The organism is Notoacmeibacter ruber, assembly GCF_003668555.1.
Taxonomy (GTDB): Bacteria; Pseudomonadota; Alphaproteobacteria; order Rhizobiales; family Rhizobiaceae; genus Notoacmeibacter; species Notoacmeibacter ruber.
This window is the reverse complement of sequence record NZ_RCWN01000001.1, coordinates 880,162-896,068: the sequence shown is the minus strand read 5'-3', so window position 1 is coordinate 896,068 and position 15,907 is coordinate 880,162. Positions and strand designations below refer to the sequence as shown.

Genomic DNA, 15,907 nt, shown 5'->3' with positions numbered 1-15,907 from the left:
GGCTGAATGGCACATGAACAAATTGCCTCCGATGCATCGATATCACCGGAGGCAGAATCCGCAGGGATGCTAACCGATAACGCGGCTAGCCGTCACCCGGCCCCAGAGCGCCACGAGACCGGATAATGCAGTCAAAATCTGCAGAATTCCGTCCGCCAGAGCGCCTCCCTCCAGCCCGCCCGTCGGTATACCAGCGAAAGATGCGGCAGCGAGAATTACCGTGCACAGCGACGCCCATATGGTTTTCGAAAGAAACCACGGTTTTTGATCAGTCATATCAGAAGCCTCCTTTTGCAGATGGGTGAGAGTGTTTGGGGAGCAAAGCGAGCGACCATCGGAATACCCGCGCCCATTGTCCTGCTGACCTGGCAGACCTTCAGCCGGTGCTCCTCGGCGGGCTCGGAGAAGACCTGTCGCGGCACGCTCCAAAGCGGTGCCGTCACAATCGCCGAAGTCAGCGTGTTGCCCGTTTCATCGAGAATCGACACATCGTAGGTCTCGTCCTCCTCGCCGAGCGGAATATCCGGTCCTTCCCAGCGGTCGGCTTCGACACGGCCGCGCCGAATCCAGTCAAACCGGATCGCGTCATCGACCATGATGGCGCAGGGGTGAACCGGGGCCAGCGGCAGCGACGCTCTCACGCCACCAGCTTTCATCGTCTCGATCCGATCTTCGGCGCTGGTTTCACGACCGGCCGGATCGACGCGCCATCTCATTTCCATGCCGATCTCGGCATGGCGCAAACCGGCGACGCCCACCGCACTATCCAGCAAAACGAAGTTCGAACCGAGCGGCAGTCGCGTCGCTGCCACATCCTCCGTGCCGAGCTGACCGCGCAGAAGCCCCTTCAACACCCAGATATCTGAGGCAATCTCTTCCGCCGATTCGAACTGCACGATTTCCCAGCCGGACGATCCTTCAATCGCTGCGGCGTTGGCGCCAGCCAGAAGATCCATGCGTTCAACGGATGACAGGCTCCCTGCGAAGAGCTGAACACGGAGCGTCGTGCGCATCACGCGGCCGGGCCGTGCCGGTGGCAGATCATCGACCGTCTCGCCCATCGTGGCGGGATCATCGATAATGACGCGTTCCTGAAAACTGCCTGCCGGCGCCGCCGTCACGGAGAAAGGCATCCAGAATCGCGACCAGGCGGCGACCCGAAAACGGCTGGCCGGCTCCTCTCCGTCGATCAAAGGCAAATCAAGAAACGAGACGGCCGGCGCACCACCCTGTGCGGCGACGGACTGCGCAGTCAGGCCATCAGGACGAATGGAATTGTCGGCCGAAGGAGTGAAGGCCACGTCGCGGCTGGCCCGCAGGCGCACCTCTAGACCCGATTCGACTTCCTCGATCTTCCAGACGACCTCCGGCCGCTCGCCCAATCGGAAACGACATCCGGGCTGCGGCACACTCAATGACGGAGGCAAAGAAAGCGCCAGTGTAATGCGCTCTTCCTGCGCACGCCGGAGCTGGTCGGCTGCGCGTGCCTCAAGCGCGCCCCGGTGCATGGCGCCGGGAAAGGCAATCTGCCGGGCCTGTTTTTGCTCGGCACCACTTTCGAACCGGCGCGCGACGACGGACTGATACTCGATCAACGGCTCCCGCGCCGCGGCCAGCACCTCCCCCACCGTTTCCATCGGGGAAGCATGGGTTTCGATCGCCGGTCCATCCTCGGCCCGCTCGACTGGATCCCCAACGAGGCCGACAGAGCCCCGGCGGTTTCGCGAGCGAAATGTCAGCAAACCGTTTTGCTCAAAGGCCTCGATCCCGTGCAGGTCGAGAATGGGCGAGAGGCTTTTGCGCAGCGCCGATCCCGCTTCGAGAACCACACCCTCGACCATCGCATCGACACCCGAGACGTCGAACGAACACAGGCCAGCCCGCCTGAGGAGTGCTGCAAGGCAGTCGCCCAGTTCGACCTGTTCGAGCCTTCCGTTCAGCCAATGGCCGCGCGACCATGCGTTTCCGTCAGACCAGATGTCGTCAAGCAGGGGAAAGGCGGGATAGGGACGCGTATCCCAGGCCCAAAGATAGAGCCTCTCCGGATCGACGGGAGATGCCTGCCGGTTTTTCCAATGGGACAGATGCGCCCTCAGAAAACGGCGCTGGATGAGGTCGTCCCTTCCGCCGTTCGATCCATCGGGGGTGGCGCTTTCGGACGACTTTCCATCGACGAAAAGATTGGGACGTGTCGCGCCGCCATCCACTGCCGGCGCGCCTAGTTCGTCGCACCAGGCCGCATCGAATTGCGGTCCGCGCAAGGCGTCTGGATCTTCGGAAGAGAAAATCTGAGCGGTCGCGCCATTATCGAAAAGCACACGGCGCCGGCTCGCTTCGAAACGGGGTTTCTCGCCGCCCCGCGCGGTCGCCAGAATGCCGCTCGCGCCATCGACCATGACTTCTCGGGCATCGCCAAGCGTCTCCGCGACAAGGGCGATGCGCCCATAGGAAAGGCCCGGCCGTGTGAAGGGAGGCAGCCCCAATATAAGGGCACGCACCCACTCCGCACCAAGCCGCGTCTTGCCGCTTCCGCGTCCACCCACCACAAGCCAGCGCTTCGGCGCCTCCGGCAACGGATATTGCTTGCTGCGGGCGGTCATGAACCATTCTTTTCCGACGCGCCTCGCCTCCTCCGGGCCAAGCAAATCGTGCAACCAGCTTTCCTGTTCAGCGCGCCATTCCGAATCCAGCCCGATCTCTGTCATGACCTGTCGTCCGAGCCGGCAGCCAGCGATGTCGGCGGTTCTTCGCCGGTCTGCCGCTCAGCCATCTCACCGGCCAGCTCGACAATGCGATCATTGATCCGTGCGAGGACGGCGGTCAGCTTCTCCGTCTCTTCCGGTCGAACCCCCGTATCAGCCCGCTCGCACGCCGTTTCCAGCTTGTCGACCGCTCGGAGCAGCACATGAATGGCGTCGATATCGGCCTTGGGGAGAGGCTCTCCGATGGCACGATCCGTCGCAGCATCCAGCCGCGCCCAAAGCCGGTCCCTCAGGCGCGCCAATTCCGCTTCGCCAGCCCTTCCCCTATGGCCTTGCCGGATGATCCATCCCTGCTTGGATGCCTTGCCGCGAATGGAGTGCTCTTTCAGCCCGCTCATTTCGGCGGCTGCCGCATAATCGAAGGGTATATGCTCCGCCCAGGCCCGCATGAGGGACCAATGCGCATTCGCCGACATTGGCTGCTCCAGATTTTGGTGTGAGAACGGCGCCTCTGCTGCGCCACCCGAGGAGCATACGGGCGAATACAGGGCCGTGGAGAAGGAACAGCTTGCCGGCATGGCAAAGGGAGGGCTTACGGATGCTGCGACATCCGCTATCATAGGCTGATCGTGATCAGGCCGCATTTACGGGCAATAGGCTCGGAACGACTGCGGCAGCGGCAATTCGGGGGATCGATGAAAGAGCCACAACAGCGCAAGAAGCCACGCTTTCGGGTCTCGCGGCTGATCGGCCTCGATGCCTGGCTGGATTCTTCGCTTTACAGGCTGCGGTTCGGCCTTGCCGAAATCTGGGACCGCATCACGATCTTTTCACGCAAATTCCGTGTCAGCGGCTGGAAACGGGGTGCGATCGAGCTGTTGTCGGAAGGCTTCACGCTCGGCACGGTCGGTGTGGTCCTGTTTTACGTGCTGGCCATTCCGGCCTTCAGGGAAACCGAAGGGAACTGGCGCCAGCAGGACGGTCTCGCCGTGACCTTTCTCGACCGCTATGGCCGAAATATCGGCCAGCGAGGGGCATTCCAGCGCGACTCTGTACCGGTCAACCAATTGCCCGACTATCTCGTCAAGGCGATCCTGGCGACAGAAGACCGGCGGTTTTTCGAGCATTTCGGCATCGACGTCATGGGTATTGCCCGCGCGATGATGGAGAATGCCCGCTCAGGCGGTGTCGTTCAGGGCGGATCGACGCTGACCCAGCAATTGGCGAAAAATCTCTTCCTCAGCAATGAGCGAAAGCTTCAGCGCAAGATCAAGGAAGCCTATCTGGCTCTCTGGCTCGAGGAGAACCTTACGAAACGCGAGATCCTGCAGCTTTATGTGGATCGCGTTTACATGGGTGGCGGCGTCCACGGTGTCTCGGCGGCCGCCGAGTTCTATTTCGGCAAGGATGTCCGCGAGATCAGTCTGGCGGAGGCGGCCATGCTGGCGGGCCTTTTCAAGGCGCCGTCGGGTTATGCGCCCCACGTCAACCTTCCCGCCGCCCGCGCCCGAGCCAATGAGGTGCTGACCAATCTGGTTCAGGCCGACTTCATGACCGAAGGCCAGGTGAGTTCAGCGCGTCTGCAGCCGGCCTCCGCGATCGAGCGGGATGCCAACGATTCACCGGATTACTATCTCGACTGGGCCTTTGAACAAGTCCAGAAGATCGCCGACACGCTGCCTTCGCGCAATCTCGTCGTGAGAACGGCATTCGATCCCACCTTGCAAAGAGCGTCAGAAGAATCCTGCGAGTTCCATCTGCGTCAGTTCGGCAAATCCTACAATGTCGAGGAATGCGCGGTCGTCGTAATGGAACCCAACGGTCTGGTTCGGGCGATGGTGGGCGGCCCCGACTACGGCAAGAGTCAGTTCAACCGCGCGGTCAATGCCGAACGACAGCCCGGCTCATCCTTCAAACCATACGTCTACGCGGCGGCGATACGGGGCGGGATGAAGGCATCATCACGCGTCTCCGACTCGCCGATCAACTGGAATGGTTGGAGTCCGCAAAACTACAACCGCGATTTTCGCGGACGGACCGACCTGCAGACCGCGTTGATCAAGTCCATCAACACCGTGCCGGCGCACCTTGCCCGCAACTACATCAAGGGCGGTGTCGATACCGTGGCCGATCTGGTCGAGGATATGGGCATCGAGACGCCGGTTCTGCGTCACAAAACCATGGTTCTGGGAGCCGGCAGCATCACGGTCCTGGATCAGGCGACGGGTTATTCGGTTTTCGCCTCCGGCGGCATTCTTTACGGACATCATGCCTTCACACAGATTCTTGATCAGTCCGGCGAGGTCATTTGGCGTCTGAACAATCAGACGAGCAACGCCAAGCGGGTGCTGTCCGAGGAGGTGGCGGGGGAATTAAACAAGATTCTCGTACAGATTCCCGAATGGGGCACCGCCCGTCGCGCGGCTCTCGAAGGCATTCCCTCCGCTGGCAAGACCGGAACGACACAATCCTATCGGGATGGCTGGTATGTCGGTTACACGGGCAATTACGTCGCCGCAGTCTGGCTTGGCAATGACGACTATCGCCCGACGAACCGGATGACCGGTGGCTCGCTTCCTGCTCTGGTCTGGAACCGCCTGATGCGTGTCGCCCACCAGAATGTGCGACTGAAGCCCATTCCGGGTGCGGAGAGGCCGGTTGCGGAAACAGTTCAGATTGCCGCTGAAGAGGGCGAAGAGGTTTCGCCCGTCACAAACGCTCCACGCGGCCTCATGCCTGAACTGCAGGATGCGCTGACCGCTCTTGGTCAGCTTTTCGACACCGCCACGCCGCTCCAGCCCCCTCTGGCCGATAGCCAGTTGCGTGCGTCGCGGTAGATCTGGCGTCTTGCGGTCGGGTCTCACTCTTCGCTACAGCGTCTGCAGACACGTCACGTCCGACCAGTCCCGCCGGGAATCATGCTGAGAACGATCCTGCTCACGACATTGTCCTGTATCATCGCCCTGGGTCTCGGCGGCGGCAGCGCTTTGCTGGCGCTCGACCGCGCCGATGCGCTGGGCGCCTTGCCGGTGGGTCGGTGGGTCGCTTATCCGGAAGCAGGCACCGACAAAGCCGATCCGTATACAACTGCTCGCATCGCCCGCAATGCAGCCCTGCCACTGGCACCGGCTGAAGGACTGGTTTTTTCCCGGCGAACAGACGAAGCCAATCGCCCTTTGCGGCCGCAATGTCAGTACGTTCTGGAGGGCCGGGTTCCCTCGGCGCGCTTCTGGACCTTGCGCGCGGTCGATATTCAGAGCGGAAAGCTGATTGCCAAGAATGGTCGTGAAAAAGCGCTTCACTCCCGGGCTCTGCTGCGGCAACCCGATGGTTCCGTCCGCATTGCGATCGGGCCAAGCATCCGTTCAGGAAACTGGTTCCCGGTGGAAGCGAACCGCCCCTTCCGCCTCGTCCTGTCTCTCTACGACACCCCGCTCGGCAGCGGCTCGTCCATTACGCCGCTCGGCATGCCGGCCGTGAAGCTGGAAGAGCCTTGCGATGCGTAGTTTCCTGTTAGCGGTTGCTATCGGCCTTGCCGGGGCCGGCCTTGTCCACATCGCGGTCATCTTCCTCATCCCCCGCGCTGCACCGGCCAGCGCATGGAGCAGGATCTACGAGATAACGGAACCGTTCGAGGCGCGCCGCCTCGACGAAGCGGATATCATCTACGATGCCGACCCGCTTTTTGCGATCGCAGCCTGTCGGTTCGATCTGACAAAGGGACCATTGAAGCTGAGCGCGCAGGGAAACGTCCCATTCTGGTCCGTCGCGCTCATCAATCCCGGCGGCCAGACCGTCTGGTCCATCAACGACCGGAACGGAACAGAGGAAAACCTTGACCTGATGGTCGTCAATCGCCTGCAAGAAATCGAGATTCGCCGGGAAATGCCGCCGGAACTGGCCAGCACCGTTCTGGCGCTTTCGAGCAATGACGAAGGTATAGCGGTGATCCGAATATTCCGCCCTGACGAGACCTACGATCCCGTCAGCGACGCTTTCATCGATTCGATCCGCTGCGAGCCGTTCTAGAGCCCGCGGCGTCATCATATCAGGCGCGCCGGCGTTTCCCCTTGCCAGCGCGGTGCCCGCCTTGCCGATCGTCCTTTTCGGGGATCGGCTCGTAGCGGATGCCATCGAACAGCAATATCTCGCATTGCGCATTCGATACTTTTCTGGACGGCTGCTCGTCCTGCTTCCTGCTGAATGCAGCCATCGGAATGATCTTGCCCATCTGGCAACTCCGTGGTCATGACATCCTCGCACCCACGGGAAGCATGACTGCCTTCTGGTTAATGAGCTGCTAACGGAATACGAACCATTTACCACTAGAGTGGGGATCAGATTTCAACCGTCCCACAAAGGTGTGCCGTGCCGCAGTCCGTTCTTCGCTCGCGTCTGGTAGTCGATCGTAACAGCGAAGCACGTCCGGACGCCGTGTTCCGGCACGCCGTCGGCACATTCGCCGCCCTCACGCGGCCGTCCGGCTACGAGGTCCGTCAGCTCGAAGCGCTCGGCCTGGCGCTCTTTCCAAGGACAAGTGAGGATGCAAGGCGCTACGCCGCAGCCGTTCTTTCCGACCGCACCCGCGCGCCGCGCGGCCTTCTGCTGAAGTTGGCCCTTGAACCCGTCGCCATATCGGCGCCACTGCTCATGCGGACGCCGGTGTTTTCAACACGAGATTGGCTGCACATCGTCAAGAACACGGATATCGACCATGCCCGCGTTATCGGCCGCCGGGGTGAACTGCCATCCGCGGTTCGGGCAATCCTGACACACCTGAAACGCAAGCATTCCCTGCCCGCCCAAGAGCCGACGCCGGCAACGACAGAACCCAACACCCAATCCCTTTCCTCCCGGAGCAAAACTTCGATGCCAAAGACACTCAAGGAAGTTCAGATGCAGCTCCGGGCAGCCATGGCAGGGAACTCAGGCCATCACGGAGCGTCGACGACGCGAGACCAGGGCGTGATCACCAAACCGTCGACCCTTCTTGCCAAGCTTCGGGAGACGGCGCTTTCCGGCGACGTCGAATTGTTCGCAACCGCCCTCGCCGACGCATTGGCCATCGAACTGCCGGTCGCCAACGATATTGTTCATTCCAACGGCACTCACGAAATATTGATGGCGCTTCGGGCCCTCAGCCTGACCGCGGCGGAGGCTCATCTGATCGTGCGGGCAGTTCGACCCGACACCCTTACCACGACTGCGAGCATCTGCCTTTTCATCGAACGGTTCGAAGCGCTGACGGCCACGCAAGCGGACGACAAGTTGCGCAACTGGCGTGAGCAATCCGTCCTGGCCGTCGCCGAAAGCACGGCAGCGAAGCTGGCTACCGATTCTTTGTCCCATGATGAATGGGACGATCGCGAACCTGTCGATTTCGAGACGCTCAGCGGCGGAAACGACGCGATGCCACGTCTGCGGGCGGTCGGGTAACGACCCGCCATACCAGCTCTTCAAAAATCAGGGTCGTCGGACCTGACAAGCTGCACCAATTCCTCGATCGGTGGGCCGCCCTCCAGTTCCAACAACCAGAGGTCGGGGTCGAAGCGTCGCTCTGATGCGATCTTCGCCTCTATCCTCTCGTCGAAAGGATCCTCCGTTCGGAGGAGCAGGCGAAAATACCGCTCTCCCGGGCGCCCGTCATCATAGGCCGTCTGCGCAGCAGGACCGTACAGGGCCTGCGCGCCCAGCCGATCTCGAACGAGCAGGAAGATCGCACCGGCTTCCTCCGCGCCCTTTGCCAGAACAGCAGCGAAGCCGCCTGCAGCAAAGACCCGACGGTTAATGGCCGAAACCTCGAAGGCACTCGTCAGACGGTTCATGAATACAGGGGCGAAACGGTGCGCGGTCTATCGCAGGAAGCCGCGATCACGAAGCCGCGCTTTCGTTGCTTCATCCGGTTCTCCCGTCTCGGCGAGGCCTTCGATGCGCTGAAAGGTGGAAAGAGCCTTGGCGGTCTGCCCGCCCCAGACGCCGTCCACCGTGAGCTCATGAAAACCAAAATGCACCAGTGCCTCCTGCAATTGGTAGACACTCTTGTCGCCGATGCTGCCGGTGGCCATGGCATCGTCCGGCGTCTCATGACCATTGAAGCCCGGCGCGGATTTGGGCAAAGGCGGCGCTGAGACCGCAACCTTATTGCCCATTGCGCTGCCAAGGCTGCGGCGCATCGCAGCGTCGACCTTTCCGGTCGCCGGCAGTCCAAGGATCTCCTGATAGCGTTGAATGGCTGCACTCGTTCTCGGCCCTTCCAGGCCGTCGATATCGCCTTCATAAAGATCGAGATCCTTTAGGACCGACTGGACACGCGCGAGATCGGGATCGCCGGGTGCGACGGTCGTCGCAGCGGTGGCGTGTTTGCGGTCCGAACCGCCCTGCCATGAGGCCACAGCCGAATGGTCGGTCCGATTGGCCGTCGCCGGCTGAGGGCGTGTCTGGAAGAATGGAGACGGATGTTGGCCCGCTTGCTCCAGCGTATTCGCAGTAACCAGTATCGTCAGCGTGCCGACGACGACACCCGCAGTGACGAGCACGGGGTTGGCTACGAAGAATGCAACTCCATAGCGTCCGGTCTTTTGCAGAATACGCATCACTCTTCCTGACCTCCGATCATTACGCCGTGCGGCGTTGCTCACAATCATGGTTCGGTTCGATTGAGCTTTCATGGGGTCTGGCATCGGTTATCAGTTTGTGCGGCTCGTCAACGCCGCGGTTGGGAATACTGACGGTGACGGTGGTGCCTTCTCCGACGCGGCTGTGGATCCGCATCATCCCACCCTGGAGTTCGGCAAGTCCCCTCACCAGAGACAGGCCGAGGCCGGCCCCTTCGTGCTGCCTGGACAGCGAACTGTCTTCCAGTTGGACGAACGGCTTGCCTAGACGCGGCAGGTCCTCTTCAGCAATGCCGATTCCCGTGTCACGCACGGTCATCGTGAAGTTGCGGCCATCGTCGTTCAGTTCGACTTCGACCCTGCCGCCAGAGGGCGTGAATTTGACCGCATTGGAAAGCAGATTGATCAGGATCTGCTGAACGCTGCGGCGATCGGCATTCACCTGCCGCATGTTACCGCCAACCGAACGCGTGACGCTGACACCTTCCGCCTCGGCCTGCTGAATGGCAATCGACAGCGGCATGTCGAGCGCCTCGGCCGGGTCGAACAGCTCCCGCTGCACCGTGTAGGTCCCGGCTTCCATCTTGGAAACATCGAGGATCGCGTTGACCACCTTCAGCAGATGGCCGCCAGAGCACGAAATCAGTCCCGCATATTCCCGCTGCCGCTCGACGCTCGGCATGGGGACGGTGTCGCAGCACATCATATCCGCAAAGCCGATAATGGCATTCAGGGGCGTACGCAGTTCATGGCTGACCGTGGCGAGGAACCGGTTGCGCACATTGGCGAGCACCTTTGCCTCTTCGCGGAGGGCCTCGAGTTCTCGCTGCCGTTCAGCCGTCTCGGGATCGTGCACCAGGAAACCGACCAGCCGTCCTTCGGGATCGGCCGACAGGCGAACCGCGATATCCGAGAAGGTCACCTCGCCCGACGTCGCGACCCGCATGCGCATGAGAGCCCGCGCTTCCTTTCCCTCCCGTGCATCGGCGACGGCATTGAGCCAGAGGACCCGATCTCCGACGTGGATGCGCTCGAAGAAGGATGCACCGAGCAGATGCGCCGTACCGACGCCAAGCAGATCTTCGATTGCGCCACTTGCATCGAGCAGTTCGCCGTCGCGTGCAAAAATGGCGACAACACCTGGCAGATTTTCCATGAGCGGATAGGACAGCAATTTCGTATCTGCCTGCAATTCGGCCATCGGGGCGTCCGAGCTCGGCTGTCTCATGCGCAGCAAAAGGCTGCTAATCCAGAGGAGAAGTCCGACGGACGCGGTGACGCCCCAGAGCGATGCGGACGATGTGCTCCAGCCGGTCAACAGCGCTCCCAGGCCGGTCCCCGCCGCAAGAGTCGCTGCAAAGCCGGTCAGAACTGGCCGGCGCAAGGCCCACCAGACTTCGACGACAGGAACAGCCATGATGAGGAGAGCGATGCCCGGTGCGTTCGCCCCTTTTGCCAGTGTCAGCGCTGCAAAGCTGAAGGCGAACAGTCCGGTCAGAATCGCGCATAATGTTTCGCGGCCCGTCGCCGACAGAAGCGCCGAAAGAATGCAGCCGACCGCTCCCGCAAGAAACGGAAACGCGAGATAAGCCGGTTCTGTCGATGAAAGAGGAACTGAAAGCACGATCAGCAAGACCGTGATCGTCAGAATGGCACCAAACAGCCGGGATTGCCGCCGGCGCCGGGCTGGGTCGGTCACATCACGGTTGACGAAACGATCGAAGGCCGCGCTCACGCGGTCCCGCCAATCATCCCTGCCACTTTCAACACACTGAACCAAGACGCAACCCAATCACTCATTCCGGCGCTGCCAACTTCGGGGCGGTCGGCATCCGCCGGTGGAAACTGCAATCAGGATGGCGGAACCGTTTTAAGGAATGGTTCTTACGCACTTGCTGATAAGTGACATGACCGCCTTGCGAACTTCATTTTAAGCCGACAATGAGCCGTCACGAGGTAGGTATCTCTTATTTATTTTTATATAACAATGACTTATAAATGACCTCCCTGGCATTAACCCTTCGCTCACCATGATGCGGAAGTGGGCGGAAAACGGTTGCGCCATCATCGTGGTAGCAGTCGTCAAAATCACGGCTGCGGCGACTCACGACCTTCACCAAATGAGCGGCAGGTCCCCCGAAAAGGCGTGACGCGACAGCCACCATCACCTATATCGTCGATATGGATACAGCTCCCGATTTTGCCGCCATTCGTGATGATTTCGAACTCCTCGACGACTGGGAGGACCGCTACCGATATGTCATCGAACTGGGGCGCGACCTGCCGGATTTTCCAGATGAATGGCGGACCGAAGCTTATCGCGTGAAGGGCTGCGTCTCACAGGTCTGGCTCCATACAGACGAAGTCGCGACGCCCGACGGACCTGTTCTTCAATTCCGGGGCGACTCCGATGCTCACATCGTGAAGGGGCTTGTGGCGATCATTCTCTCCATCTTCTCGGGAAAGACCGTCGACACCATTCTCGAAACGGATGCGGTTTCTCTGCTTGAAGAAATCGGCCTTTCCGAAAACATTACGCCGCAGCGCGCCAATGGTATTCGCGCGATGATCGAGCGGATCAAGACGGAAGCGGCCGCTTTGAAGGTCAGCGAGAGCTGAGAAACAGCCATCCCTGAGAATCGAACTTCCTTTTCCCAGCTCCCATCTAGTCGTAAATTTCACCGCGATCGTAACGCAGTGCTCGCGCGACCGTGCGTTCGACGGCATCCATCAAAGAATCGAACTCGGGATCGTCACGAAGATCTTCGATCCTGTGGCAGGCATGCGTGGCCGTCGTGCGATCGCGATTGAAAGCCATGCCGACTTCCGTGAGCGTCAACTGCAAAGTGACGTGTGCGACGTACATCGCAACCTGGCGAACCCGTCCCACCTGAAGACCACAGCGCGTCGGCTTTCGAAGATCACGACCGTCCACGCCAAACATCTCGGCGATCAGATCGATCACCGCATCGCCTTGCTGCATCGCCCATGCATTGCGATCACTAGGACTGATCCGTGTGCCGCGGCCACGAGCTCGCGTCACTATCTCTTCGTCGATCCGATGCAGATGCAGCGCGGCTACCGTCATGAAAACACTCCTCACCAAGGAATGTTTTCTTATATACCGACCGCCACGCGCGTGGAACAAAAAAAGAACATTTATATCGACAGGTGGTTGGGCAGTCCGCTCCTCGCACAGCAAAAGGGCGGCTTACGCCGCCCCTCATGACCAATCATTGCGACAAGGGCTCAGCCCTTTGCCTTGCGACCCAGGCCAGTCTTTTTGGCCAGCTTCGATCGGGCGGCCGAATAGTTCGGCGCGACCATCGGATAATCAGCCGGCAGGCCCCACTTTTCGCGATACTGCTCAGGCGTCATGTTGTAATGCGCCGAGAGGTGCCGCTTCAAAGACTTGAATTTCTTGCCGTCTTCGAGACAGACGATATAATCATCCGTCACGGAGCGCTTCGGATTGACAGCCGGCTTCGGCTTTTCCGTCTCCACACCAGCATCCACATCGCCGCGAATTCGGCTGAATGCGGTGTGAATTTCAGAGATCAGGCTCGGCAAATCGGTTGCAGGGACTGGGTTGTTGCCAACATAGGCTGTAACAACCTCGGCTGTCAGGTCTATGAGCTGTGCGTCCTGCGCCGTTTTATTTTCAGGCGTGTCCATTTCGATGCCTCAATAAATCACGTTATTTTGATTGTACCTCAATCGGTCTTGCGGGTGCATGTTTCACGGCACCCGGTTGTTGTCAACTAATATATGTAAGAATTAATTCTCCTGCGAATAGTCGGCGACCAATAAGCCGTACCAATTCATTGGAGGGAATCTCTACAAAACTGACGTTACGAAAATTTTATCTAATGCGAATTTTCGTCTTTACCTTCGTCAGATGCTTTCTTGTCGTCTCTCACGGAGTTGCGCCACAGCGGGTAGCCCATGTCGTGCGCCGCCTTGGCAAGCAAATGCGCCGAAACCGGCGCCGTCAGGATGAAGAAGATCACTCCGGCCATCGCACGCGCCGCATCGCCGACATTGGCAGAATGGATTGCCATCGCCACCAGAGCCATACCCGACCCCACCGTACCTGCTTTGGAAGCAGCATGCATGCGTGTGTAGAGATCAGGAAGGCGAAGCAGTCCAATAGAAGCGACCAAGCAGAAAAAGGCGCCTGAAAGCAGAAGAAGACCGACGAGAATATTGAGTGCGCCGTCAATCATGAAGTGCGCTCCTGTTCGATCTCATCCGCCTTCGTATCGTCGCCGACATGACCGCGCATCATGACAAATCTCGCAAATGCGACCGTTGCCAGGAAACCGACAAGGCCAAGCGCGATCGCGATATCGACATAGAGTGCAAAGCCGGAACGAATGCCGATCACTGCGATGAAGCCGATGACAATCGAAACAAGCATGTCGAGAGACAGGATCCGATCTGGCAGGGTCGGGCCGATGATGACACGCAGAACCGTCAGCAGAAACGATGCACTCAGCATGTAGAGGGCGATCAGAGCGGCCTGATCAAGGAAACCGGCGCCGAACTCACTCATTCGAAAGCCTCCATGATCCGGCGCTCGAAAGAGCTGGCAATATCGTCCCGCGCCGCATCAGGATCAGAGCAATCGAATGCATGGACCCAAAGGGTGTTGCGATCCTCCGAGACATCGACGGAAAGCGTTCCGGGCGTCAGCGTGATCATGTTGGCAAGCAGAGATATCTGCATGTCATCGCGCACCCGCAAGGGATAGGCGAAAATACCGGGCTTGACATCCATCTTCGGCGACAGAACCAGAACGGCCACACGCCAGGCGCTGAAAATCAGTTCGCGCAGGAAGATCAACGCCAGAATGCCGACTCTGTAGAGGCGGCGAAAATAACCCAGCGACCCCACCTGCTCGCGGATGAAGTACATTCCCAGCGCGCCGAGCACGAAGCCGAAGATCAGGTTGGGCAGAGAGAACGACCCCGTGACCGCGGCCCAGGCGAGGGCCAGAAGAATGTTCATGAGTTGAAGATTCATGCCCTATCCTCCCGGCAATACGGTTTCGATATAGGTTGCACCATTCAGCAGGCCCGCGGCCGCTTGGTGAGACGCGGCAAGCCAGGGCTCCGGATAGAGGCCCGCAGCAAGAGATACCACGACCACCGCAGCGATAGGGACCAGACGTTTCTTCGATAAAAGCGCAAGTTCCGCCCCTTCATCGGGGGCTGCCGGTGCCGGCTTCCAGAAGCCGAAGGCGAACATGCGTCCGAAGGCAATCGTCGTCAGGAGGCCATTGAGCAAGACGATTACAACGGTCGTATATGCGGCATCGGATAGTGCCGCTTCCACCAGGATCGCTTTCGGCCACAGGCCGGAAAACGGCGGCAGCCCGGCCGTGGCCAACATAAGGCCGAGCCCGCATAAAAGAAGAGCGGGCGAACGGAGCGCCAGACCGCCCATCCGCTGCAGGGATTGTCCTCCCGCCATCCAGCTCATCGCGCCGGCGAGACAATAGAGCCCAGCCATTACGATCATGGAGTGCATCGCATAGGCGATCGCGCCACCGAGAGCCGCGCTTTCGCCAAGACCCGGCCCGACCAGAATGACGCCGATACCGGAAATCACGGCCCATCCGACCATCCGCCGTATATCCGTTGAAGCGAGGAGGCCGAGAGCACCGATAATCATCGTCGCATTGGCCACGACGAGAAGAACCGGCGCGAATGCCTCTCCGAGCTGCGGAAAGAGCAGGATCAGCGTGCGCAGCAACGCATAGATGCCGACCTTGGTCAGCAGAGCCGCGAACAGCGCCGAGGAGGAGGACCGGGGGACATGGTACGATGCCGGAAGCCAGGCATTCAGAGGAAAAGCCGCAGCCTTCATCAGAAAGGCGACGGTCATGAGGATGCCGAAGGTCATCAGCGGCCCGGACATCTCGCCGCTGCGTGCCTTCAATGCCAGATCGGCCATGTTGAGCGTGCCGGCGATACCGTAAAGAATACCGACCGATACGAGAAAGAGCGTCGTCGCGATCAGGTTCAGAATGGCATATTTGAACGTGCCATCGAGCTGAATCGGGTTCGAGCCCAGAGCAAGCAGGCCGAAGCTGGAGATGAGCAGGACTTCGAACCAGACATAAAGGTTGAAGATGTCGCCCGTCAGGAAAGCGCCTGTTACTCCCGCCAGCATCAGGAGATAAAAGGTGAAGTAGCCATAGCGATATTCCGTGGCATCCGCCTCCGCCGTGGCGAAAACCGCACAGACAAGCCCGGTAAAGGCCGTGATGGTAGCGAAAAGAACACCCAGCGTATCGGCCGCGAAGACGATACCGAAAGGCGGCAGCCAGCTGCCCATCGCCATGTGCAGCGGCCCTTCGGTCCAGACCCGGTATAGAAGGACCAGATCCGCAAGGCTCATAAGGACGAGAATGGCAATGGTGACGGGAGCGTGCCAGGCAATCCGTCTGTTCAGCATCAAAAGCGCCGCGCCGCCGAGAATCGGCAGCGCGACAGGAGCGATCAGCAGCCAGTCGGCCAGACTGACCGCCTTCGTGACCATCGCAACGGAACGGTCGATTTCATTCACACCGACAGCGGCCATCGA

The 15,907-nt window shown here is 60.1% G+C and carries 18 protein-coding genes; 5 read left to right on the top strand and 13 right to left on the bottom strand.

Annotation, left to right across the window (positions count from 1 at the left end; translation table 11 throughout):
- Positions 1–69: 69 nt before the first annotated feature.
- The 3 genes from D8780_RS04220 to D8780_RS04210 are packed head-to-tail and all read right to left on the bottom strand — an operon-like array spanning position 70 to position 3,178.
- Positions 70–276, bottom strand: coding sequence for a hypothetical protein (locus D8780_RS04220; protein WP_121644498.1), 207 nt, complete (start codon positions 274–276; stop codon positions 70–72).
- Entirely contained in the window at positions 273–2,705 is a 2,433-nt protein-coding gene (locus tag D8780_RS04215; RefSeq protein WP_121644497.1) for a GTA baseplate fiber-binding domain-containing protein, read from the bottom strand. Before D8780_RS04215 ends, D8780_RS04220 begins: the two co-directional genes overlap by 4 nt.
- The gene (locus tag D8780_RS04210) at positions 2,702–3,178 is read right to left on the bottom strand and encodes a hypothetical protein (RefSeq protein WP_121644496.1); all 477 of its coding nucleotides are present in this window, start codon (positions 3,176–3,178) and stop codon (positions 2,702–2,704) included. Before D8780_RS04210 ends, D8780_RS04215 begins: the two co-directional genes overlap by 4 nt.
- A gap of 219 nt (positions 3,179–3,397) precedes the next feature.
- Between D8780_RS04210 and D8780_RS04205 the strand changes: the two genes are divergently transcribed.
- The 3 genes from D8780_RS04205 to D8780_RS04195 all read left to right on the top strand — a co-directional run bounded on the left by D8780_RS04205 (position 3,398) and on the right by D8780_RS04195 (position 6,731).
- On the top strand, positions 3,398–5,539 hold the full coding sequence (locus D8780_RS04205; RefSeq protein ID WP_121644495.1) for a transglycosylase domain-containing protein: 2,142 nt from the start codon (positions 3,398–3,400) through the stop codon (positions 5,537–5,539).
- Between the two features lie 81 nt (positions 5,540–5,620).
- Positions 5,621–6,208 carry a DUF1214 domain-containing protein gene (locus D8780_RS04200; protein WP_245412256.1) on the top strand — a complete coding sequence of 196 codons (588 nt, stop codon included), beginning with the start codon at positions 5,621–5,623 and terminating at the stop codon, positions 6,206–6,208.
- Positions 6,201–6,731: a DUF1254 domain-containing protein gene (locus D8780_RS04195; RefSeq protein ID WP_121644494.1), complete on the top strand. Its 531-nt coding sequence runs from the start codon at positions 6,201–6,203 to the stop codon at positions 6,729–6,731. The genes D8780_RS04200 and D8780_RS04195 overlap by 8 nt, the downstream gene beginning before the upstream one ends.
- A 19-nt stretch (positions 6,732–6,750) precedes the next feature.
- Here D8780_RS04195 and D8780_RS04190 read toward each other — a convergent pair whose 3' ends face one another.
- Complete coding sequence (locus D8780_RS04190; protein WP_121644493.1) at positions 6,751–6,933, bottom strand: hypothetical protein; 183 nt, start codon at positions 6,931–6,933, stop codon at positions 6,751–6,753.
- Between the two features lie 137 nt (positions 6,934–7,070).
- Here D8780_RS04190 and D8780_RS04185 point away from each other — a divergent pair, with 137 nt between their 5' ends.
- Positions 7,071–8,138 (top strand): hypothetical protein, encoded by a 1,068-nt coding sequence (locus D8780_RS04185; RefSeq protein WP_121644492.1) that lies wholly within the window; start codon positions 7,071–7,073, stop codon positions 8,136–8,138.
- Positions 8,139–8,158: 20 nt separating this feature from the next.
- On the opposite strand, the gene D8780_RS04180 is transcribed toward D8780_RS04185, so the two are convergent.
- The 3 genes from D8780_RS04180 to D8780_RS04170 are packed head-to-tail and all read right to left on the bottom strand — an operon-like array spanning position 8,159 to position 11,051.
- Complete coding sequence (locus D8780_RS04180; protein WP_121644491.1) at positions 8,159–8,527, bottom strand: DUF1491 family protein; 369 nt, start codon at positions 8,525–8,527, stop codon at positions 8,159–8,161.
- Between the two features lie 27 nt (positions 8,528–8,554).
- Entirely contained in the window at positions 8,555–9,295 is a 741-nt protein-coding gene (locus D8780_RS04175) for a peptidoglycan-binding domain-containing protein (RefSeq protein ID WP_158598438.1), read from the bottom strand.
- Positions 9,296–9,317: 22 nt separating this feature from the next.
- On the bottom strand, positions 9,318–11,051 hold the full coding sequence (locus D8780_RS04170) for an ATP-binding protein (RefSeq protein ID WP_121644489.1): 1,734 nt from the start codon (positions 11,049–11,051) through the stop codon (positions 9,318–9,320).
- A gap of 446 nt (positions 11,052–11,497) precedes the next feature.
- Here D8780_RS04170 and D8780_RS04165 point away from each other — a divergent pair, with 446 nt between their 5' ends.
- Positions 11,498–11,935 carry a SufE family protein gene (locus D8780_RS04165; RefSeq protein WP_121644488.1) on the top strand — a complete coding sequence of 146 codons (438 nt, stop codon included), beginning with the start codon at positions 11,498–11,500 and terminating at the stop codon, positions 11,933–11,935.
- 46 nt (positions 11,936–11,981) lie between these two features.
- Here the strand turns inward: D8780_RS04165 and D8780_RS04160 are convergent, their stop codons facing one another.
- From D8780_RS04160 to D8780_RS04135, 6 genes are all read right to left on the bottom strand, one after another.
- Positions 11,982–12,404, bottom strand: a complete 423-nt coding sequence (locus D8780_RS04160; RefSeq protein ID WP_245412255.1) for a helix-turn-helix domain-containing protein — start codon at positions 12,402–12,404, stop codon at positions 11,982–11,984.
- A 161-nt stretch (positions 12,405–12,565) separates the two neighbouring features.
- Positions 12,566–12,991 (bottom strand): Ros/MucR family transcriptional regulator, encoded by a 426-nt coding sequence (locus tag D8780_RS04155; RefSeq protein ID WP_121644487.1) that lies wholly within the window; start codon positions 12,989–12,991, stop codon positions 12,566–12,568.
- Between the two features lie 191 nt (positions 12,992–13,182).
- A complete protein-coding gene (gene mnhG / locus D8780_RS04150; protein ID WP_121644486.1) occupies positions 13,183–13,542 on the bottom strand; it encodes a monovalent cation/H(+) antiporter subunit G in 360 nt (119 codons plus the stop codon).
- Entirely contained in the window at positions 13,539–13,871 is a 333-nt protein-coding gene (locus D8780_RS04145; RefSeq protein ID WP_121644485.1) for a cation:proton antiporter, read from the bottom strand. Before D8780_RS04145 ends, mnhG begins: the two co-directional genes overlap by 4 nt.
- Positions 13,868–14,341 (bottom strand): Na+/H+ antiporter subunit E, encoded by a 474-nt coding sequence (locus D8780_RS04140; RefSeq protein ID WP_121644484.1) that lies wholly within the window; start codon positions 14,339–14,341, stop codon positions 13,868–13,870. The genes D8780_RS04145 and D8780_RS04140 overlap by 4 nt, the downstream gene beginning before the upstream one ends.
- A 3-nt stretch (positions 14,342–14,344) precedes the next feature.
- Positions 14,345–15,904: a Na+/H+ antiporter subunit D gene (locus tag D8780_RS04135; RefSeq protein WP_121644483.1), complete on the bottom strand. Its 1,560-nt coding sequence runs from the start codon at positions 15,902–15,904 to the stop codon at positions 14,345–14,347.
- Between the last annotated feature and the right edge of the window lie 3 nt (positions 15,905–15,907).

Bases quoted from the DNA above. Each gene is read 5' to 3' on its own strand.
- D8780_RS04195 (WP_121644494.1), top strand. From the start codon at position 6,201: ATGCGTAGTTTCCTGTTAGCGGTTGCTATCGGCCTTGCCGGGGCCGGC.
- D8780_RS04160 (WP_245412255.1), bottom strand. From the start codon at position 12,404: ATGACGGTAGCCGCGCTGCATCTGCATCGGATCGACGAAGAGATAGTG.
- D8780_RS04210 (WP_121644496.1), bottom strand. From the start codon at position 3,178: ATGTCGGCGAATGCGCATTGGTCCCTCATGCGGGCCTGGGCGGAGCAT.
- D8780_RS04220 (WP_121644498.1), bottom strand. From the start codon at position 276: ATGACTGATCAAAAACCGTGGTTTCTTTCGAAAACCATATGGGCGTCG.
- D8780_RS04155 (WP_121644487.1), bottom strand. From the start codon at position 12,991: ATGGACACGCCTGAAAATAAAACGGCGCAGGACGCACAGCTCATAGAC.
- D8780_RS04165 (WP_121644488.1), top strand. From the start codon at position 11,498: ATGGATACAGCTCCCGATTTTGCCGCCATTCGTGATGATTTCGAACTC.
- D8780_RS04145 (WP_121644485.1), bottom strand. From the start codon at position 13,871: ATGAGTGAGTTCGGCGCCGGTTTCCTTGATCAGGCCGCTCTGATCGCC.
- D8780_RS04175 (WP_158598438.1), bottom strand. From the start codon at position 9,295: ATGCGTATTCTGCAAAAGACCGGACGCTATGGAGTTGCATTCTTCGTA.
- D8780_RS04205 (WP_121644495.1), top strand. From the start codon at position 3,398: ATGAAAGAGCCACAACAGCGCAAGAAGCCACGCTTTCGGGTCTCGCGG.
- D8780_RS04180 (WP_121644491.1), bottom strand. From the start codon at position 8,527: ATGAACCGTCTGACGAGTGCCTTCGAGGTTTCGGCCATTAACCGTCGG.
- mnhG (WP_121644486.1), bottom strand. From the start codon at position 13,542: ATGATTGACGGCGCACTCAATATTCTCGTCGGTCTTCTTCTGCTTTCA.
- D8780_RS04190 (WP_121644493.1), bottom strand. From the start codon at position 6,933: ATGGGCAAGATCATTCCGATGGCTGCATTCAGCAGGAAGCAGGACGAG.
- D8780_RS04135 (WP_121644483.1), bottom strand. From the start codon at position 15,904: ATGGCCGCTGTCGGTGTGAATGAAATCGACCGTTCCGTTGCGATGGTC.
- D8780_RS04200 (WP_245412256.1), top strand. From the start codon at position 5,621: ATGCTGAGAACGATCCTGCTCACGACATTGTCCTGTATCATCGCCCTG.
- D8780_RS04140 (WP_121644484.1), bottom strand. From the start codon at position 14,341: ATGAATCTTCAACTCATGAACATTCTTCTGGCCCTCGCCTGGGCCGCG.
- D8780_RS04215 (WP_121644497.1), bottom strand. From the start codon at position 2,705: ATGACAGAGATCGGGCTGGATTCGGAATGGCGCGCTGAACAGGAAAGC.